This is a genomic window from Xanthomonas massiliensis (assembly GCF_900018785.1).
GTDB classification, from domain to species: Bacteria; Pseudomonadota; Gammaproteobacteria; order Xanthomonadales; family Xanthomonadaceae; genus Xanthomonas_B; species Xanthomonas_B massiliensis.
Window position 1 is genome coordinate 1,577,584 of record NZ_FCOY01000006.1, and the last position, 19,773, is coordinate 1,597,356.

Annotated in this window: 18 protein-coding genes and 1 pseudogene; 7 read left to right on the forward strand and 12 right to left on the reverse strand. The window is 71.5% G+C overall.

Translation table 11 applies throughout. The features are described from left to right. Window position 1 precedes the first annotated feature (1 nt). Both BN3794_RS10105 and BN3794_RS10110 read left to right on the forward strand, forming a co-directional pair. Entirely contained in the window at window positions 2–685 is a 684-nt protein-coding gene (locus BN3794_RS10105; protein ID WP_066096849.1) for a DUF3108 domain-containing protein, read from the forward strand. Window positions 686–779: 94 nt separating this feature from the next. Next, window positions 780–2,798, forward strand: a complete 2,019-nt coding sequence (locus BN3794_RS10110; protein WP_066096851.1) for a M13 family metallopeptidase — start codon at window positions 780–782, stop codon at window positions 2,796–2,798. Between the two features lie 314 nt (window positions 2,799–3,112). On the opposite strand, the gene BN3794_RS10115 is transcribed toward BN3794_RS10110, so the two are convergent. The 5 genes and pseudogenes from BN3794_RS10115 to BN3794_RS10130 all read right to left on the reverse strand — a co-directional run bounded on the left by BN3794_RS10115 (window position 3,113) and on the right by BN3794_RS10130 (window position 7,450). Beyond that, window positions 3,113–3,766, reverse strand: a complete 654-nt coding sequence (locus tag BN3794_RS10115; protein ID WP_066097232.1) for a rhomboid family intramembrane serine protease — start codon at window positions 3,764–3,766, stop codon at window positions 3,113–3,115. A gap of 43 nt (window positions 3,767–3,809) precedes the next feature. Then, window positions 3,810–4,180: pseudogene (locus BN3794_RS15945) on the reverse strand (MGMT family protein). Beyond that, window positions 4,177–5,538 (reverse strand): glutathione-disulfide reductase, encoded by a 1,362-nt coding sequence (gene gorA / locus BN3794_RS10120; RefSeq protein ID WP_066096854.1) that lies wholly within the window; start codon window positions 5,536–5,538, stop codon window positions 4,177–4,179. The pseudogene BN3794_RS15945 and the gene gorA overlap by 4 nt, the downstream one beginning before the upstream one ends. Before the next feature lie 70 nt (window positions 5,539–5,608). After that, entirely contained in the window at window positions 5,609–6,832 is a 1,224-nt protein-coding gene (locus BN3794_RS10125) for a DUF418 domain-containing protein (protein WP_066096857.1), read from the reverse strand. 138 nt (window positions 6,833–6,970) lie between these two features. Then, window positions 6,971–7,450 carry an FKBP-type peptidyl-prolyl cis-trans isomerase gene (locus tag BN3794_RS10130; RefSeq protein WP_066096860.1) on the reverse strand — a complete coding sequence of 160 codons (480 nt, stop codon included), beginning with the start codon at window positions 7,448–7,450 and terminating at the stop codon, window positions 6,971–6,973. 111 nt (window positions 7,451–7,561) lie between these two features. On the opposite strand from BN3794_RS10130, the gene BN3794_RS10135 reads away from it, so the two are divergent. The 3 genes from BN3794_RS10135 to bla all read left to right on the forward strand — a co-directional run bounded on the left by BN3794_RS10135 (window position 7,562) and on the right by bla (window position 10,068). Then, the gene (locus BN3794_RS10135) at window positions 7,562–8,092 is read left to right on the forward strand and encodes a C40 family peptidase (RefSeq protein ID WP_066096864.1); all 531 of its coding nucleotides are present in this window, start codon (window positions 7,562–7,564) and stop codon (window positions 8,090–8,092) included. Window positions 8,093–8,215: 123 nt separating this feature from the next. Further along, entirely contained in the window at window positions 8,216–8,932 is a 717-nt protein-coding gene (locus tag BN3794_RS10140; protein ID WP_066097234.1) for a C40 family peptidase, read from the forward strand. A 266-nt stretch (window positions 8,933–9,198) separates the two neighbouring features. After that, entirely contained in the window at window positions 9,199–10,068 is an 870-nt protein-coding gene (bla, locus tag BN3794_RS10145; protein ID WP_066096867.1) for a subclass B3 metallo-beta-lactamase, read from the forward strand. A 21-nt stretch (window positions 10,069–10,089) separates the two neighbouring features. Here bla and BN3794_RS10150 read toward each other — a convergent pair whose 3' ends face one another. Next, window positions 10,090–11,430, reverse strand: a complete 1,341-nt coding sequence (locus BN3794_RS10150; RefSeq protein WP_066096872.1) for a dicarboxylate/amino acid:cation symporter — start codon at window positions 11,428–11,430, stop codon at window positions 10,090–10,092. Between the two features lie 158 nt (window positions 11,431–11,588). Here BN3794_RS10150 and BN3794_RS10155 point away from each other — a divergent pair, with 158 nt between their 5' ends. Both BN3794_RS10155 and BN3794_RS10160 read left to right on the forward strand, forming a co-directional pair. Next, window positions 11,589–13,289, forward strand: coding sequence for an alkaline phosphatase (locus BN3794_RS10155; protein ID WP_066096875.1), 1,701 nt, complete (start codon window positions 11,589–11,591; stop codon window positions 13,287–13,289). 53 nt (window positions 13,290–13,342) lie between these two features. Next, on the forward strand, window positions 13,343–14,431 hold the full coding sequence (locus BN3794_RS10160; protein ID WP_078059681.1) for a LysR substrate-binding domain-containing protein: 1,089 nt from the start codon (window positions 13,343–13,345) through the stop codon (window positions 14,429–14,431). Between the two features lie 20 nt (window positions 14,432–14,451). On the opposite strand, the gene BN3794_RS10165 is transcribed toward BN3794_RS10160, so the two are convergent. The 6 genes from BN3794_RS10165 to BN3794_RS10190 form a co-directional block, all read right to left on the reverse strand. After that, window positions 14,452–15,309: an ABC transporter ATP-binding protein gene (locus BN3794_RS10165; protein ID WP_066096877.1), complete on the reverse strand. Its 858-nt coding sequence runs from the start codon at window positions 15,307–15,309 to the stop codon at window positions 14,452–14,454. Next, window positions 15,306–16,001 (reverse strand): NADPH-dependent FMN reductase, encoded by a 696-nt coding sequence (locus BN3794_RS10170; protein WP_078059682.1) that lies wholly within the window; start codon window positions 15,999–16,001, stop codon window positions 15,306–15,308. Before BN3794_RS10170 ends, BN3794_RS10165 begins: the two co-directional genes overlap by 4 nt. A gap of 9 nt (window positions 16,002–16,010) precedes the next feature. After that, window positions 16,011–16,559: an RBBP9/YdeN family alpha/beta hydrolase gene (locus BN3794_RS10175; protein WP_066096880.1), complete on the reverse strand. Its 549-nt coding sequence runs from the start codon at window positions 16,557–16,559 to the stop codon at window positions 16,011–16,013. Next, window positions 16,556–17,581, reverse strand: coding sequence for a cysteine synthase A (cysK, locus tag BN3794_RS10180; RefSeq protein ID WP_066096883.1), 1,026 nt, complete (start codon window positions 17,579–17,581; stop codon window positions 16,556–16,558). The genes BN3794_RS10175 and cysK overlap by 4 nt, the downstream gene beginning before the upstream one ends. A gap of 634 nt (window positions 17,582–18,215) precedes the next feature. Further along, window positions 18,216–18,974 (reverse strand): ABC transporter permease, encoded by a 759-nt coding sequence (locus BN3794_RS10185; RefSeq protein WP_066096885.1) that lies wholly within the window; start codon window positions 18,972–18,974, stop codon window positions 18,216–18,218. Next, entirely contained in the window at window positions 18,971–19,696 is a 726-nt protein-coding gene (locus tag BN3794_RS10190) for an ABC transporter permease (RefSeq protein ID WP_066096887.1), read from the reverse strand. The genes BN3794_RS10185 and BN3794_RS10190 overlap by 4 nt, the downstream gene beginning before the upstream one ends. Window positions 19,697–19,773 lie beyond the last annotated feature (77 nt).

Consider the following 19,773-nt stretch of genomic DNA (forward strand, 5'->3'; position numbering starts at 1 on the left):
CATGACCAAGCTCGCCCGCCCCCTTTCCCTGCTCGCGCTGGCGGCCCTGGCGCTGGCCAGCCTGCCGGCCCTGGCGATGCAGCCGTTCAAGGCCAGCTACCAGGCCAACTACATGGGCCTGCAGGCCGAGGGCCTGATGACCCTGGCCCAGGAGGACGGCGGCCAGTGGCGCTACAGCCTGGTCATCCGCAACCAGCTGGCCAACCTGATGCAGAGCACCGTGTTCGAGGAAGCCGGCGGCCAGCTGCGCCCGCTCAGCAGCAACGATTCCTCCGCCGCGTTCTTCAAGAAGCGCAGCGTGCAGGCCAACTACGACTGGAAGACCCGCCAGGCGACCTGGAGCGGCGACATCAAGCCCGATCGCCGCGGCCCGGTGGCCCTGCAGCCGGGCGACATGGACGGGCTGCTGATCAACCTGGCCATCGCCCGCGACCTGCATGCCGGCAAGCCGCTGACCTACCGCATGGTCGACGACGGCAAGGTCAGGCCGATGACCTACAAGGTGGTCGGCAAGGAGACGCTGACCGTCAACGGCAAGCAGGAGCAGGCCACCAAGGTCTCGCGCACGGACGGGGACAAGGAACTGGTCGCTTGGATCGTGCCGGATCTGCCGGTGCCGGCGCGGCTGCTGCAGCGCGAAAAGGGCCAGAACACGCTGGAACTGGTCATCCAGTCGCTGCAGTGACGCCGCCGCGGCCCGCGCCCGCGACCGGGCTCGGGCCGCCCTGCCCTTGCGCTAAACTCCGCGCACTTTCGATCCAGCCGGGACCCACCCGCCAATGTCCAACATCCGCCCGCTTGCCCTCGCCGTCGGCCTGGGCCTGACCGTCCTTGCCTCCAGCCCCGCCGATGCCGCCGCCAAGAAGCGTGCCCCGGCCAAGGCCCCGGCGACGCCGGCCGTGTGTACCGATTTCTACGACCAGGCCGATGCCGCGTGGCTGAAGGCCAACCCGGTGCCGGCCGCCGGCGCGACCAGCGCGCTGGGCCAGCTCGCCGACAACGCGCTCGCGCAGCAGCGCCAGCTGCTCGACGCCGCCATGGCCGCCCCGCAGGGCAACGTGCAGAAGCTGCTAGGCGACTTCTGGGCCAGCGGCCTGGACGAGGCCGCAGTGGAGGCCGACGGCTCGCGCCCGATCGCCCCGCTGCTGGCGCGCATCGACGCGATCAAGCGCACCAAGGACGTGCCCGCCGCGTTCGCCGCCCTGCACCAGGTCGGCATCCCGGTGGCCTTCAACTTCTCGCCCGACGTGGACCTGAAGGCGCTCGACCGCCACATCGGCTACTTCATGCAGGGCGGCACCGGCCTGCCCGACCCGGCCTACTACACCCGCACCGACGCCGACACCGTCGCCGTGCTCGGCCGCTACCGCAGCTACGTCAAGCAGATCCTGGCCCTGACCGGCACCGCCCCCGACCGCCTGGATGCCGACTCGGCCTCGGTGCTGCAGGTGGAAACGCTGCTGGCGCGGGCCTCGCGGCCGCTGGCGGAGATGGCCAATCCGTTCAACAACTACGCCCCGGTCGCGGTGAAGGACGCCGCCAAGCAGTACCGCAACCTGCAGCTGGAGGATTTCCTCAAGGCCCAGGGCGTGAAGGACGACCTGGTCTCGCTGCCCAATCCGGAGTTCTTCAAGCAGCTCAACGCGCTGGTGGCCAGCATCAAGCCCGAGCAATGGCAGGCCTACCTGCGCTGGCGCGTGGGCGATGCGATGGCGCCGTACCTGTCCAAGGCCTTCCGCGAGGCGGAATTCGACTTCCGCGGCCGCGTGCTGCGCGGCCAGGTCGCGCCCGACCCGCGCTGGCAGCAGGTGCTGGAGGCGATCAACGTCGCCGCCGGCCCCATGCTCGGCCACGAGTACGTGGCCCGCTACCTGCCGCCGGAGAGCCGGCGCCTGGCCGGCATCGTCGCCGACCAGCTGCGCCAGGCGCAGATCGAGGCGGTCAAGCGCAGCCCGTGGCTGAGCGCGGAGGCCAAGGCCGAGGCCCAGGCCAAGCTCGATGCGCTCAAGATCGAGATCGGCGCGCCGCGCCGCGACCTGGACTACACCGTGCAGCCGATGGGGCGCGGCAGCTTCGGTGGCAACATGCTGATCGCCTCGGCCTGGCGCCACACCCAGGAGATGAAGCGCATCGGCAAGGGCAATGCCGACCGTCGCTGGGACGTGCTGCCGCAGCAGCCGGCGCTGGCCTACGACCCGGCGCAGAACCGCCTGATCGTCACCGCCGCGGTGCTGCAGCCGCCGGTGTTCTCGCAGCAGGCGGCGCAGGCCACGCCCGGTGCCCTGTACGGCGCCTACGGTGCCCTGGTCGGCCGCGAGCTGACCCGGGCCGTCGATGCCAAGGGCGCGATGGTCGATGCCCAGGGCCAGCTGCGCAGCTGGTGGACCCCGGCCGATAAGAGCGCCTGGGCCCAGCTGCAGGCGCGCATCGCCGGCCAGTACGACGCCTACGACTATCCCGGCGTGAAGGGGGCCAAGGTCAACGGCAAGCTCACCGCCGACGAGAACCTGGCCGACCTGGGCGGCGTGGAACTGGCCTGGGCGGCCTATGCGCACGCCGTGGCCAACCCGGCGCAGGCCGACCAGCAGGCGTTCTTCAATGCCTGGGCCGGACTGTGGGCGCAGCAGCTCGCCCCCAACGTGGCGATCCAGCGCAGCACCGCCGACATCCAGGCACCGGGCAAGTGGCGCACCAACGCGCCGCTGTCCAACCTGCCCGGGTTCGCCGCCAGCTTCAGCTGCAAGGCGGGCCAGCCGATGGTCCGCAGCGGCGCCGAGCAGATCGGCGTGTGGCCCTGACCCCGGGTCCTGCGGCATCCTGAGAAACGGCGCGGGATACCGCGCCGTTTTTTTTGCCTGGCGGCCGGCCACGCGACAGCGCCACGCCGCGCACCGGAGCACGATCGTGGGCCAGCAGATGCCAGGCATGCGAGGGCCGGGGAACGGGAATACCAGGTTGCCGCGGGGCATCAAGACCCTGGCGGCCAGCCACCATCGCTATCCGCGCGCGGTGCCACGGGTCGCGAAGTTCCCGGTCACGGGACAAGCGCCCGTGCGCTCCCGGGCCGGTACGGCCCGTCTGCTTGCGGCGAAGGCCGCTGCCGCCCTGCGATTCAGCGCACGATGCGCGGCCGCGGCGGCCCGCGCCGGCCGAACGGCGGCTGGCCGCGCCAGTAGCGGATCATCAGCCAGCCGAACAGCATGCCGCCCAGGTGCGCGAAATGGGCCACGCTCGGCGCCAGCCCGGTGAAGCCCATGAACAGCTCGGCCACGCCGTAGAGGATGACGAAGGTACGCGCCTTCATCGGGATCGGCGGGAACAGCAGCATCACCTGCTGGGAGGGGAACAGCAGGCCGTAGGCCAGCAGCAGGCCGAAGATGCCGCCCGAGGCGCCCAGGGTCGGATACGGCGGCGTCCCGCCCGTGGTCATCCACCAGCCCACCGCCAGCTGGCACAGGCCGGCGCCGACCACGCACACCAGGTAATAGACCAGGTAGCGCTTCTCGCCCCAGACCTGCTCCAGCGGCGCGCCGAACATGAACAGCGCCAGCATGTTGAAGAACAGGTGCGAGAAGTTGCCGTGCATGAACCCGTAGGTCAGCAGCTGCCAGAGCTGGAAACCGGCCCCGTCGTAGGTGTCCGCCGAGCCCAGCGGCCACAGCATGAACTCGGCCAGGCGCGCATCGCCGAGCAGCCACTGCAGCAGGAACACCGCGCCGTTGGCGATCAGCAGGGCGCGGGTGACCGGGGGGATTCGCGGGAACATGCGGGTGTCCGGAGGAAACAGGCCGCCCATGATAGCGGCAGCGTCAGCGCGGCCCCCACAGGGCGCGATCCAGGGTTTCGCCATCCGCCGCGACGGCGGTGCGGCGCACCCGCCCCGCCTCGACCCGCACGCCCTCCAGGCGCAGCCGCTGCGCCTGTTGCGCGCCCCGGCCGAGCCCGGCGGGAAGGCGATGCGCCCGTCGGCACGCAGCACCCGGTGCCAGGGCAGGTCCGGGTCCTCGTTGCCGGCCAGCACGCGCGCCACCAGCCGCGCCCGGCCCGGCAGCCCGGCGCGGTGCGCGACTTCGCCGTAGCCGAGCACCTGGCCACGCGGGATCGCCCGCACCGCCGCCAGGATGCGCAGGCGCGCCTCCTGGGAATCCACCGCTGCGGGTGCAGGCGTGACCGGGATCATGGGCCGATCAGCACCAGTTCCTCGGCCGAGGTCGGCTGCAGGGCCACGGCGGCCTGCAGCTGGTGCCGGGTCAGGCCCATCTTCAGGGCGACCGCGAAGCCCTGCAGGATCTCCTCGCTGCCCTCGCCCAGCAGGTGGATGCCGACCACGCGCTCGTCCGGCCCGGTGCAGACCAGCTTGAACAGGCTGCACAGCGGCGAGCCGGCCAGCGCACGCAGCATCGGCCGGAAGCGGCTGCGGTACACGCGCACGTCCGCGCCGAAGCGTTCCCGGGCCTGGGCCTCGGTCAGCCCGACCTGCGCCAGCGGCGGATGGGCGAACACCACCGTGGGGATGTCCGCGTAGTCCAGCCGGGCACCGGCCTGGCCGCCGAACAACCGCGCCATCAGCCGTCGCGCCGCGGCGATGGCCACCGGCGTCAGCGCGGCGCGGCCGGTGACGTCGCCGATCGCGTGCACGCCGGCGACCGCGGTGTCCTGCCATTCGTCCACCGGCAGCTCGCCGTCGGGACCGGGAGTGATGCCCAGCGCCTCCAGGCCCAGCCCGGCCAGGTTCGCGCGGCGTCCCACCGCGAAGAACGCCTGGTCCACCGTCGTGCCGTCGAAATCGCCGTCCGTGCCCACGCGCACGCCGTCGCCGGCCGGCGCCAGCGCCGTCACCGTCGTGTCGAACGCCACCCGCACGCCCTGCTGGCGCAGGTTGTCGGCCAGCACTGCGGCCACCTCGGCATCGGCCTGCGGCAGCAGCCGCGCGTCGCGTACCACCAGCTCCACCCGGCTGCCGAGCAGTTGCAGGATGGCGGCCAGCTCCACCGCCACGTAGCCGCCGCCGACGACGGCCACCCGGCGCGGCGCCGCGGTCAGGCGGAAGAAATCGTCCGACAGCGCGCCCAGCGCGGCCCCGGGGATGGACGGGCGCACGGCATGGGCGCCGGTCGCCACCACCACGTGCGCCACGCGCCTGCGGATGCCGTCGGCGTCCTCCACGGTATGCGCATCGACCAGGCGCGCGCGCGAGGGCACGAGGGAAACGCCGGCCGTGTCCAGGCGCGTGCGGTAGCTGGCGTGGATGCCCGCGATGTAGGCCTGGCGGTGTTCCACCAGCCGTGCCCAGTCCGGCCGTGGCGGCACGTCCTGGAAACCGATCCGCGCGGCCAGGCCGAACCCCTCGGCCAGCCCGGCGGCCAGCCACATCGCCTTCTTCGGCACGCAGCCGGCATTGACGCAGGTGCCGCCCAGCTCGCCCGGCTCGAACAGCACCGTGCGCGCGCCATGGCCCGCGGCGGCGAAGGCCGCGGCCAGGCCGCCGGAACCGCCGCCGATCACCGCCAGGTCGTAGTCGAAGCTCGAGGCATCCATCGCGTATTCCCGCACCGTGGCCGGCGAGCATGCCATGGCGAGCATCGTGCGCCACGTGAGCGCGCCGCGCTCAGCGCCGCAGCGGCGGCCAGCGCAGGTAGGTGGCCGCCCGCCACAGCCATTCCAACGGGCCGAAGCGGAACCACCCCAGCCAGGCGCGGCTGGCCAGTACCTGCAGGCCGAACAGGCCCAGCACGAACGGCAGCTGCCAGGCCCGCGGCAGGCGCTCGAACAGGCCCAGCCCGTAGCCATAGAAGACGCCGGTGCACACCAGCGACTGCAGCAGGTAGTTGCTCAGCGCCATGCGCCCGGCCGGTGCCAGCCAGCGCAGCGCCGCGACCGCGCGCAGCACCCAGGCCAGGTAGCCCAGGCACATCAGCAGGTTGGCCACGCAGGCCAGGGCGAAGGCGGCGGCGCTGCCCAGGTCCATCCGCGCCGGGTCCAGCCAGGGCTGCAACCGCCAGCTGGCCAGCATCAGCACCAGGCCTGCCGGCCAGGCGATCCAGCGCAGCCGCCGGTACAGCCGGGCATGGTCCTGCGGCGCGCGGATCGCGCCGCCGCGCACGAACCAGGCCCCGAACAGGAACATGCCGAAGATCAGCGGGCCGTTCACCAGCAGGCCGCGCAGCGTGGCCCCCAGGTCGTGGGCGCGCTGCACCGTGGCCTGCCACCAGCTGCCGTGGCCATAGGCCTGGCGCTGCGCCTCGATCGTCTGCCGCGCGGCCTCGCCGGCGGCCTGCAGCTGCGCCTGCCAGTGCGCTCCGTCCTGCGGCGAGGCCTGGGCCAGCTGGCCGAGCGCGCCCAGGCCCAGCACCAGCAACGGAGCCGCCAGGTAGACCGCCAGTGCCAGCCACGGCAACCAGCGCACCGGCGCCTCGCGGAAGGCCGGCAGCAGCACGGCCAGCAGCGCGTAGCTGACCAGGATGTCGCCGGACCACACCAGCAGCGCATGGGCCAGGCCGATGGCCAGCAGCGCCGCGCTGCGGCGCAGGTAGAACGGTGCGAATGCCCGGCCGGCACGCTCGGCGCGCTCGACCATGAGTGCGAACCCCATGCCGAACAGCAGCGCGAACAGCGTGTAGAACTTGCCCTGCACCAGCAGGTAGACCAGGGTGTCGGCGATGCGGTCGATGCCGTGCCAGCCCGGGTCGACGCCATCCAGGGCGCGGTCGAGCGGCCCGACGAAGGCCTCGATGTTCATCAGGCCGATGCCGGCCAGGGCGAAGCCGCGGGCGACGTCGAGGACCAGGAGGCGCTCGGCGGGCGCGACCGGCTGCAGGGAAGGAGCGGCCATGGGGACGGGAAGCGGCAAAGCCGCGATTAGACCACGCCCGCCGGCCAACGCCCGGAACGCGGACGGCCCGCCGGAGCGGGCCGTCGCAGGCACGTGGCCATCGTTTCGCCGGGCACCGTGCCCGGCCGGGGCGATGGCTCAGTGTTCGTGGCCGCCGTCGCCGTGCACGTGGCCGTGCTCGAGCTCTTCCGGGGTGGCCTCGCGGACCTCGACGATCTCCACGTCGAAATGCAGGTCCTTGCCCGCCATCGGGTGGTTCAGGTCGACATCGACCACGCTCAGGCCGACCTTCTTGACGGTGACCGCGCGCGGGCCGAAATTGGTCTGCAGCACGACCTGCTGGCCCGGCTGCAGGCGCATGTTGCCGAAATGCTTCTTCGGGATGCGCTGTTCCAGCCCCTCGCGGACCTCGCCGTAGGCGTCGGCGGCCGGCACGTCCACGCCGAAGCTCTCGCCCGCTTCCCTGTCCATCATCGCCGTCTCCAGGCCGGGGATGATGTTGCCGTGGCCGATGAGGATCGCCAGCGGCTCGCGCTCCCTGGAGCTCTCGATCGGCGCCTGGCCGACCTCGGAGACGGTGTAGTGGAAACGGACGACGCGGTCTTTCTCGATCTTCATTGCGCAACTCTGGCTGAGGGCCCGCCGCGGGCGGGCGAATGGGCGGCTTGTCGGCCGGCTGGGGCGCCGCCATCATGGCGGCGGTTCAGGACAGCGCATTATCCCGGCTCCATGCACAACAAGCCAGTTGCTCCCCGACCCCGCCCCCTGCCTGCCTTCGCGGCGCTGCTGGCCGCGCTGCTGCTGGCCGCCTGCGGCCATGCGCCCACGCGCCATCCGCCGGCATCCCCGCGCGTGTGGAACACCGTCGCCCCCGCCGACCCGGTGGCCGCCAACGCCGTGCTGATGCGTGCCATCGGCCTGGTCGGCACGCCCTACCGCTACGGCGGCAACACGCCCGAATCGGGCTTCGACTGCTCCGGGCTGATCGCCTACGTCTACCGCGACGCCGCCAACATCAGCCTGCCGCGCACCTCCGCGCAGCTGGCCGGCCTGGAAGGCCCGCGCATCGATCCCGCGCGGCTGGCGGCCGGCGACCTGGTGTTCTTCGGCAGCCGCGGCACGGTCAGCCATGCCGGCATCTACGTCGGCGAGGGCCGCTTCGTGCACGCCCCCAGCAGTGGCGGCACGGTGCGCCTGGATTCGCTCGACGGGCCCTACTGGCGCGACCATTACAGCGGCGCGCGGCGGGTCCTGCACTGAAACCGGGCAATGCGTCGCACCCCAGTTCATGAATTTTTAACAAGTTTTGAACATATCCATCCGGTCTTCACGGCACTATCGCGACACATTCGTTTTTGTGAGACCGGCGTGACGATCGAAGCGATGGCACAGCGGGGAAGCCGAACCACCCCGATCCGGAAGTCCCTCCGTCTTCTCTGCACCGCGGTCCTCTGCCTCTCGGCACTCCCCGCCCTGGCCCAGTCGGCACCGGCCGACGCCGCCGCCACCGGCACCCCTTCCAGTTCCGCGCAGGCGCCCCGCAACCGCGCCGATGCCGCCGCTACCGCCGCCCTGGCCGCCCTGCTGCCGCGCCTGGCCGGCAACGACACCATTCCGCTGATGGACCGTTCGGCCATGTTCGCCGGCGACCTCAGCCGCCTGCTGGCCAGCTACGACGTCAGCCAGGGCTCGCTGGTCGGGGCCCAGGGCAACGACACGGGCAAGGTGCAGTCGATCCTGCGCGGCGCGATGGCGCTGCTGGGCACGCCCTACCGCTGGGGCGGCGAGGGTCCGGAAGGCTTCGACTGCAGCGGCCTGGTCAACTACGTATTCAAGACCGCGCTGGGCGTGGAGCTGCCGCGCGTATCGCGCGAGATGGCACGCAAGGACGACGCCGAGCTGATCAAGGACCCCTCGGCCCTGGCCGCCGGCGACCTGGTGTTCTTCGGCCGCAAGGGCCACGTGGACCATGTCGGCATCTACGTCGGCGACGGCCGCTTTCTGCACGCCCCGCGCACCGGCAAGGACGTGCAGATCGACAGCCTGACCAGCGGCTACTGGAGCCAGAAGTTCATCCAGGCCCGCCGCGTCACGCTCTGAGCCTGGCCGTCCCGCCGCAGGACGATGGGGGCCGCTGGCGACAGCGGCCCCTGGTCTTTCCAGGGCCCGGATTTCCCCTGCGGCCAGGTTTCCCCGGCCGGCATTAGGCAGTGCAGGCGCGCAGGTCTGCCGCGCGGCGCGTCGGCTGGCAGGTGCCGTGTCGGCACGGACCTGGATTCATTCGCCTTCCGGCCACCTCGGGCGGCGGCCTGGAAGACGGCCCGGCTGGACGGCGACAATGGCCGCCCGCCTTCCGGACCTGCCCCATGCCCCGACACCTGGCCCTGGCCCTGGGCCTGCTCGCGGCCTCGTCCCCGGCCCCGGCCGCCGAGCCGGTACTGCCGCAGCTGCAGGCCTACACCGTCGAGCCGGCCTGGCTGCAACCGATCGAACCGCTGCGCATCAGCGACCATGTCTGGCAGATCGGCACCGCGCGGCTGAGCGCGCTGCTGGTGAAGACCGCGTCGGGCGCGGTGCTGATCGACGGCGGCATGCCGCAATCGGCGGACATGCTGCTCGCCCACATGGCGCAGCTGGGCGTGGCGCCAGGCGACCTGCGCCTGATCCTGCACAGCCACGCCCATGCCGACCATGCCGGCCCGCTGGCGGCGATCCGCCGCGCCAGCGGCGCCACCCTGGTGAGCAACGCCGAATCGGCCGCGCTGCTGGCCCGCGGCGGCAGCGACGACCTCGCCTTCGGCGATGCCATGCTGTTCCCGCCGGTGGCGGCCGACCGGCTGGTGCAGGACGGGGAAACGGTCACGCTGGGCGGGGTCGCCTTCCAGGTGCGCTTCGTGGCGGGCCACACCCCGGGCAGCATGGCCTGGACCTTCCGCGACACCCGCGACGGCCGGCCGTTCACGCTGGCCTACGTGGACAGCCTGAGCGCGCCGGGCTACCGCCTGGCCTACAACCCGCGCCGGCCGCGCATCGTGGAGGAATACCGCCACACCTTCGAGGTGGTGCGCGGCCTGCCCTGCGACCTGCTGCTGACCCCGCATGCCGAGGCCAGCGGCTGGGACTATGCCGACCGCGGCAACCCGCATCCGCGGCCGACCACCTGCCGCGCCTACGCCGATGCGGCCGAGCGCGCCCTGGCCGGGGAACTGGCCCGGCAGCAGCAGATCGGGCGCTGAGCCAGCCGGCCCGGTGCCGCCTCAGCGGGCCGGGCTGCCGCTGCCGCTCGCGCCCTCGTCCAGGCCGACGTCGGTGGGCGCCGCGTCGTAGACCGGCTTGTCGAGCAGGCCGGTCTCGCGCGCGACCAGCACCGGCACCAGCATCTGCCCGGTGACGTTGGTCATGGTGCGCATCATGTCGAGGATGCGGTCGATCGCGTACAGGTAGCCGATCACCTCCAGCGGCAGGTTGGCCGCGCTCAGCACCACCGTGGCCATCACCACCGCGGTACCGGGCACGCCGGCGGTGCCGAAGCTGCCCAGCACCGAGGCGATCAGCACCACGAAGTACTGGTTGGCGGTCAGCGGCACGCCGGTGTACTGGGCGATGAACACCGCGCACAGCGCCGGATAGATCGCCCCGCAGCCGTCCATCTTGATGCTCGCGCCCAGCGGCACGGCGAACGCGGCGTAGTCCTTGTTCACCCCCAGGTTGTGGATGACCGAGCGCAGTGCCACCGGCATGGCGGCGAAGCTCGAGGAGGTCACGAACGCGACCTGCATGCCCGGCGAGGCGCCGCGGAAGAACTTCCACGGGTTCAGCCCGTGCGCCAGCAGCAGGCTGCCGTACACCACCACGATCTGGATCGCGCAGGCGATGTACAGCGCCAGTACGAAATTGCCCAGCGGCAGCAGCTTGCCGAAGCCGTAGGAGCCGACCAGCGAGGCGATCAGGCCGAAGGTGCCGATCGGGGTGACCTCCAGCACGAAGCGCGTCACCTGGATCATGATCGCGCTCATCTGGCCGGTCAGCTTGCGCGCCTCGGCGACCTTGTCGCCGAGCTTGACCATGGCGAAGCCGAGCAGGCCGGCGAAGAAGATCACCGGCAGGATCGAGCCGCGCCCGGCCGCCAGCACGGTCTCCCCGGCAGCGTTGGTCCTGGTGCCGATGCCGGTCAGCGCATAGAAGGCGTTGGAGGGCACCACGTCCAGCAGCACCTGGATCGGGCCGGGCACGTCGCGCGGCTTCCAGCCCGAGGCCACCTCCAGGCCGAGGTGGCCGCTGCCGGGCTGCATGATCGTGCCCACGCCCAGGCCCACGACCACCGCCAGCGCGGCGGTGGCCACGAACCAGGCGAAGGTGCGCGCGCCGAGCTTGGCCACCGACTCCTGCCCGTGCAGGGCGGAAATGGCATTGATGACCGCGAAGAACACCAGCGGCACCGCGATCAGCTTGATCAGGGTGACGTACAGGTCGCCGAGCGGGCCGAACCAGGTGTCGGCGGCGGGGCCGAGCAGCCACCCGGCCAGTGCGCCGAGCACGAAGCCGCCGACGACGCGCTGCCAGAAGGGAATACGGAACCAGGCCGCGACCAGATTCATGGGCTCACCTGAGGGGGGATCCGGGGGAATCGCCCAACCATAGCCCAGACGCGCGCGCGCCACGACATCGCCAGCGGAACATCAGCGTGTCACGGATATGCCTTCTGGCGCTGACAGACTTTCCTGTCCCTCCATCCGCCGCCAGGATCCGTCCCGCCATGCCCTGCCCGCGCACCCCGCTTGCCGTCGTCCTCGTCCCGGTCCTGCTGTTCGGAGCCTGCAGCTCCGGACCTGCCGCACACGCCGCCGGGCCGGGCGCCGCCAGCACGGTGGACGTGGCGCCGGTGGCCCATCCGCAGGGCGAGACGCCGGCCTGGTGGTACCGCAGCGGCGCCGCCCGCGCCGCCGCCAACGGCGCCATGGCCGGCCGGGCGAAGAACGTGATCCTGTTCCTCGGCGATGGCATGAGCCTGACCACGGTCGCCGCCGCGCGCATCCTCGAAGGCCAGCGCCACGGCAACCCGGGCGAGGAGAACCTGCTGAGCTGGGAGCGGTTCCCGGCCACCGCCTTCAGCAAGACCTACAACACCGATTCGCAGACGCCCGACTCGGCCGGCACCATGACCGCGATCGCCACCGGGGTGAAGACGCGCATGGGCGTGATCGGCATGTCCGACACCCCGCGCGCCGAATGCGCCCCGAGCCGGGACAAGCCGCTGCTGACCTGGCTGCAGTTGGCCGACAGCGCCGGCATGGCCACCGGCGTGGTCACCACCACGCGCCTGACCCACGCCACCCCGGCGGCGATGTACGCCAAGTCGCCCGAGCGCAACTGGGAGGGCGATGCCGACCTGCCGCCCGCCGCCCGCGAGGCCGGCTGCCGCGACATCGCCCAGCAGCTGCTGTCCACTGCCCGCTTCGGCCGCGGCCCGGTGGTCGCCTTCGGCGGCGGACGCGCCCAGTTCACCCCGGCCGGCCAGCGCGACCCGCAGTTCGACGACAAGGTCGGCCTGCGCCTGGATGGCCGCGACCTGGTCGGCGAATGGCGCCAGGCCCATCCGCGGGGCGCCTACGTGCGCACCGCCGCCCAGCTCGACGCCGCCGCCGATGCGCCGGCCCTGCTCGGCCTGTTCGACTACGACCACATGAGCTTCGAGCACGACCGCGACACCGGCCCCGACGGCGAGCCCAGCCTGGCGCAGATGACCCGCGCCGCCGTGCGCACGCTGGCCCGCGATCCCGCCGGTTTCGTGCTGATGGTCGAGGGCGGGCGCATCGACCACGCCAACCACTACGGCAACGCCTATCGCGCGCTCGACGAGACCATCGCCCTGTCCGAGGCGGTGCGCGCCGCGCTGGAGACCGCGCCCCCGGACACCCTGGTCATCGTCACCGCCGACCACTCGCACGTGCTCAACTTCGCCGGCTACCCGGTGCGCGGCAACCCGATCCTGGGCAAGGTGCGCGGCACCGGCGGCGAGGACGGCGACCGCAGCCAGTACGCGCGCGACCTGGCCGGGCAGACCTACACCACCCTCAGCTACGCCAACGGCCCCGGCTACCCCGGTGCCAGCAACGCCCAGCCGGAAGGGCCGAAGAAGTTCCTCCACGAACCGTCCGACATCGCCGCCGCCCACGGCCGCCCCAACCTGGACGCGGTGGACACCGAGGCCCCGGACTACCTGCAGGAATCGATGGTCCCGATGAAGGCCGAATCGCATGGCGGCGAGGACGTGGGCATCTGGGCCACCGGCCCGGGCAGCACCGCCATCCGCGGCACCCTGGAGCAGAACACGCTCTACCACGTCATCGTCCAGGCCACCCCGAAGCTGCGCGAACGCCTGTGCGCGGCCGGCACCTGCAACGCCGACGGGGTGCCGGTGGAATTGCCGGACCTGCAGGCATTCGCCCGACCCTGAGGAGCCAGGCGGGGACGACGCATTTCGTCGCCCTCCCTGCGGCGAGGCTGCTCATGCCGCGCGGCGACGCCGATATCAGCAATGGCCATGTGCGGGGCACGGCCCGGCGCGCATGCCCATGCCATGATCGGGCCAGGACCGTTTCGCACGGATGCCCGCTCGACTCCCCGTCACTGCCCATGGGCCTTTGCGTGAACTTCCAGCAGCTGAGGGCCGTACAAGAAGCCATCCGCCAGGACTTCAATCTCACGGCCACCGCCGAAGCCACCCATGCCTCCCAGTCCGCGGTGTCGCGCCAGATACGCGAACTGGAGGAAGAACTGGGCATCGGCATCTTCCACCGCAACGGCAAGCGCCTGACCGGCCTGACCGAGGCGGGCAGCAAGGTGGTGGACATCATCGAGCGCATCCTGACTGAGCGCATCCGGCTGCGGCAGGCCGCCGAGAGCCTGCGGCTACCGTCGGCCGACCTGTCGGTGGCCGCCACCCACGCGCAGGTGCGCTATCGCCTGCCGGGCATCATCCTGGCCTTCCGCGACCGCCATCCTTCCGTGCGCCTGTCCCTGCACCAGACCACGCCGGTGCAGGTGATCGAGATGATAGAGCGCGGCCAGGCCGACATCGGCCTGATCACCGAAGGATTGCCGCGCCCGGCCGACATCGTCACGTTCAGGGCCTACTCGTGGGGGCATTTGTTCATCGCGCCGGTCGGGCATCCCCTGCTGGCGATGCGCATGCCGAGCTTCGCCGATATCGCCCGCTATCCCATCATCACCTTCGAGAAGGGCATGGTCGGCCGCGAGAACATCGAGGAAGCGTTCCGGCGCCAGGGACTGGTCCCGGACATCATCATCTCGGCGGTCGATTCGGACGTGATCAAGACCTACGTCGCCCTGGGGCTCGGCATCGGGATCATTGCCGAGCGCTCGTTCGACCCGGCGATCGACCACAACCTGGCGGTCATCGGCACCGATGCACTGATCTCGCCGGTCACCACCAGCGTAGCGGTGCGGCGCGGCACGCCGCTGCAGGACCACGCGATCGCCTTCATCCTCAATCTCGTGCCGACGCTGTCGGCCGACCACGTCCGCGAATCGGTCGAGTCCCCGCCCGTTCCCGCCGCCTCGGTCCGCCGCGCATGAGTGGCACCGGCTCCAGGTAGTCACTCCCCGAGCCGGGTGAACGCCTCCAGCACCCGACGCTTGGCCGAGACGAACCCCGCGCCCACCCGGTCGCGCGGGAATCCTGCAGACACCGGCAAGACCTCATGGATGCGGCCCGGGTCCGGCCGCATCACCACCACGCGGTTGCCGAGGTAGATGGCCTCTTCCACGTCGTGGGTCACCAGGATCATGGTAATGCCTTGTTCCTTCCAGATGCGTTGCAGTTCGTCCTGCAGGTGGGCACGGGTGATGGCATCGAGCGCGCCGAACGGCTCGTCCAGAAGCAACAGGCGCGGCCGCGTGGCCAGCGCACGGGCAATGGCCACGCGCTGGGCCATGCCACCGGAGAGCTGGCGCGGCCAGTACCGCTCGCATCCCTGCAGCCGTACCAGCTCCAGGTAGTGGCGTACCCGTTCGCGCCGTTGCGCGCGTGACAGCCCGGCGTTGAGCAGCCCCAGTTCGACGTTGCGCTCGACTGTCAGCCAGGGCAGCAGCCGGTGTTCCTGGAACACGATCCCGCAATCCAGGCGCGGGCCGACGACCGGCCGGCCATCCTGGCGGATCTCGCCGGCATGACGTCGGTCCAGGCCGGCGACCAGGCGCAGCAACGTGGACTTCCCGCAACCGCTGGCGCCGACGACGCTGACGAACTCGCCTTCGGCCACCTCCAGGTCGATCCCGTCGAGCACCTGCACGGTGGTACCGCCTGTCCCCGGGTACCACTTGCCCACGCCGCACAGTTCCAGCGCCGTCCGCGTGGGTACTGCCGGGACGGCATCGTCGGGGCCTGCCTCGTCGGGATGCACCAGGTCCAGCCGTCGCCTCCGGACTCCCATGGCCTCGCCGCCGCTGCTCATGCGTGTGCCGCTTCGGCCACGGCCACGGCCGCGCCTCGCGACCGCAGGGCCTGGAAGGCGGCGACGAACTCTGCGGCCTGCCGCCCGACCAGGCGCAGTGCCTGCTCCACCTTCTCCGGCGGCGGGCGTGCCGCGTCCAAAGGCGTTTCCAGCGTATTGACCACGGCGCCGTAGGGCGTCGGCCAGCCGCGCAGGGCATGGACCACTGAGCGCAGCGAAGCCAGGACCGTGCCGCCGGCCTGCCCCCCGTAGGCCGTCACGATGCAGCCGACCGCGCGCCCGTCGAGATAGGGCCGTTCGTCGCCGCGTGCCTCCTCCAGCGTATCCAGCGCGTTCTTCAGCAGGCCCGATGGCCCGCCGTGGTACCCCGGCGTGGCTAGGATCACCGCGTCGGCGCGACGGACCAGGCTGATCAGGCCACACTGCACGCCGGTCAGCGGCCGCCCCGGTGCGTAGTGCGGCAACGCCGAGAGGAAATCACCTCCGAGGTGGATCGTCGCCATGCCCTGCTCGGCACATGCCTGCAGTGCGATGCCGAGCGCGCGTTCCGTCGACGATCCGGCCCGTGGCGTGCCGCCGATGCCGACCACGAGCTGCTTGGACGAGGCCACCCTGGGCCAGGCCCAGGCCAGCGGCGTGCCCGCTTCGCGATGTCCGTTGACGATCGGGGAAACGTCCGGCTCCGTGCCCATGTCCGCTCCTCAGGCCGCGCGTGCGCGACGCAGTTCATCCAGCAGCGAGGCGCCGTAGGGCCAGTCGCCCAGGTCCGCTGCCGTGCCCAGGTGGCCCGATGCCCCCGCCCGTTCCAAGCGCGCGCCCCAGGCCCGGGCAAAGAACGCCGCCCGCTCCAGCGTCACCCGCGGGTCGTCGTCGCTGGCGACCAGGATCGAGGGAAACGGCAGCTGCGTCCTCGGTATCGGCGCGAAGCCGGTGGCGCCGGCCGGGTAGTCCGGCCGCTCCACGTCGGTGGGCGAGACCAGCAGGGCTCCGGCGACCGGACCACGATGCGTGGCGGCCCAGTGGGCAACGGTCACCACCGCCAGCGAATGGGCGACCAGGAGGACCGGCGAAGCCGCGGCGTTGATCGCCTCGTCGAGCGCGGCGACCCAGGCCCGCCGGTCAGGGTTGTCCCACTCGCGCTGTTGCACGCGGCGCAGTTGCGGATCCCGCTTTTCCCAGACGCTCTGCCAGTGCTTCTCGCCGGAATTGCCACGCCCGGGCAGGATCAATACACGTGGTTGGCTGCTCATGCCGCTTCCTCCTGGGGGGCGCCGCCGCTTACCTGCGCCGTGTCGAAAAGTTCGGTGGACAGGTAGCGCTCGGCGAAATCCGGGACCAGCACGACGATGGTCTTCCCGGCGAACGCCTTGCGCCCGCCCAGCTGCAGCGCCGACCATACCGCCGCACCGGCGCTGATGCCGGCCGGGATGCCCTCCACCCGCGCCAGGCGGCGCGCGGTGGCCAGCGCCTCCTCGTCGCCGACGGCCGAGACTTCGTCGATCAGCTGCCGGTCCAGGAACGTGGACAGGTGCCCGGAACCGATGCCCTGGATCTTGTGCGGCCCCGGCTTGCCACCGGACAGCACCGCACTGCGGGCGGGCTCCACGGCGACCACGTGCACGGCCCGGTTGCGCTGCTTGAGCACGCCGGCCACGCCGGTGATCGTGCCCCCGGTCCCTACCCCGGCCACGAACGCGTCCACCACGCCCTGCGTGTCGCCCCAGATTTCCTCGGCCGTGGTTTCGCGGTGGATGGCCGGATTGGCCGGGTTCTCGAATTGCTGCAGCACCACCGAGCCGGGGATCCGGGCGTTGAGTTCGTGGGCGCGGCGGATGGCGCCGGACATGCGTTCGGCATCCGGCGTCAGCTCCACGCGTGCGCCCAGGAACTCGACCATCCTGCGCCGCTCGATGGATGCGTTGTCGGGCATGACCAGGACCAGCCGGTAGCCCTTGGCCGCCGCCACGAAGGCCAGGCCGATGCCGGTATTGCCCGAGGTCGGCTCGATGATCGTCGCACCCGGCACCAGTCGGCCTTCGCGCTCCGCCGCCGCGACCAGCGCCGCGCCCAGCCGGTCCTTGACCGAGGCCAGAGGGTTGAAGAACTCCAGCTTGGCCACGATCCGCGCGGCCACCCCGGCCTCGGCCGCCAATCGGTCCAGGCGTACCAGCGGCGTGGCTCCTATCGTGTCCAGGATGCTGTCGTAGATGCGCCCACGGCGGCCGGGATGGGGCCAGGTACCGGCCGCAGGGGAATAGGATGGGATCGACATTGCGGGGATCGGGACAGAGGCGAGGAAGCCGACACTAGGCAGCGCCGCGCCACAGGGGAAATGAGGAAACCGGGCTTGGTTCGAACGCACGATGGATAGGCCACGGCGGCCGGCTCCCGGGAAGCCTGCACATGCCGGCGATGCATGTCCAAACAGCGGCGTGCCATGTCCGGATCGGCAGGCAGGCCCACGCAGCAGGCACGTCTTGGCCAGCGCCCGGGCCATTCCACGCCGGCCCGGCGCGGACGCGTGCCATCGCGCATGCACGAACTGCGGACCTGGCGGCACCATGCGCGATGCTCCACGCCCCGGCCTGGCGGGAGGGACGACGCCCTTCGCGCCATACGCGCATGCTGCGTATTTGTGGCCATCGCCTGGGTAGGCTCGCAAGACCCCGGGCGCGGACGACGACCGCATTCGAGCGGGCATCGCGGCGGATGCGCCGGCCGCGGGCGCGGTACCTGCCTCGTGCGAACGGCGTGCCCAGCAAGGCACACGCACCGACACGTCCTGGGGCACGCTTGCTTGCGATCCCCGGCCACGGCGCGACGTCCGTCCATGGCTGCATTTCATTGGCACGGGTCCGCCGTCACCGCGACGGTCTCGCAGGCGACCGGCACGCGCACCGCCGTCCTCACGGCGCCGTCTTCCAACGCAGCCAGTGCGCCTGCAACCGCTCCACCAACCAGCCCGCCAGGAAGCCGATGGCGGCCACCAGGACGATGCCGACCAGCACTTCGTCGGTCTGGAACAGCTCCTGGCCTTCCACCAGCAGATTGCCCAGGCCGTTTCCGGTGGTGAGCAGGTACTCCGCCCCCAGCGTGGCCAGCCACGCGTAGATCACCGCAAGGTGCAACCCGGTGAAGATCGAAGGCAAGGCCGAAGGCAGCACCACGTGCGCCAGCATCTGCCCGCGCCCGAAGCGGAACACCCGCCCCACCTCGACCAGGGCCGGAGCGATGCTGCCGACGCCTTCGAACGTGTTGACCATGGCCGGGAAGAACGCGGCCAGTGCGATGAACACGACCTTGCTCGGTTCTCCGAGGCCGAACCAGGCCATGATCAGCGGGATCCAGGCGAACAGGGTGATCTGCTGCAAGGTGCGCAGGGTCGGGCCGAACAAGGCCCGGGCCAGACGCGAGACGCCCAGCGCGATCCCGCACCCCACTCCTGCCGCCGCGCCGATCGACAATCCCGCCAGGTAACGGCCGGCGCTGGCCAGCAACGCCTCCCGCAGGCTGCCGTCGCTCCACAGCGCACCGGCCCTGGCCAACACCGCCGAGGGCGGGACCAGGGTTCCGCCCTCGGCCGGGCCGGCCCGCATCAGGCACTGCCAGGCCACCAGTGCGGACAGCGGAACCACCCAGCCGAGCCACTCGCGCGAAGGCCTCATGCCAGCCCTCCCGGTCCACGCCAGCGCAACAGCCAGCGCTCCACGGCCTGCAGCAGCCGATCCAGGCCAAAACCCATGGCCCCGATCATCACCACGCAGGCCAGCAGCACGTCCAGCTGCATCAGCTGCTGGCCGTTGGACATCAGGTAGCCCAGGCCCTCAGAGGACGCCAGCAACTCGACCAGCACCAGCACCAGCCAGCAGCTGGTCAAGCCGTAACGCAGTCCCGTCCATACCGCCGGCAGCGCCGCGGGCAACGCCACCCGGGTCCAGCGTTGCCAGGCGCCGAGGCCGTACACGTCGGCGACCTCCAGCCAGGAAACAGGGACCGCACGGATGCCGGCGCTGGTATTCAGGGCGACGGGAATGAAGGCCGCCTTCGCGATCAGCACGATCTTCAGCGCCTCGCCAATGCCCAGCAACAACATCAGCAACGGCAACCAGCCAAGCACCGGAACGCAGGCCAGCGCGCGGAATGCCGGATGGACCAGGGCATGGACGGTACGCCACGTCCCCATCGCCATGCCCAGCAGCAAGCCTGCCACGGCCCCCAGCGCACAGCCGGCCAATACCCGCTGCAGGCTGATCGACAGGCTGTCCCAGGCTTCGCCGTTGCGCGCCATGCCGGCGAGCGTCTGCAGCACCTGCAGTGGCGAAGGCAAAGTCCGCGCATCGATCCAGCCGCGGTCGCTGGCCAGCGACCACGCCAACAGCAAAACCATGGGCACCACCCACCCCGCCAGGCGATGGAGCAGGCCATGGGCCAGGGCTGTCGCCGCCGGCCGCGTCGATGGCGTGA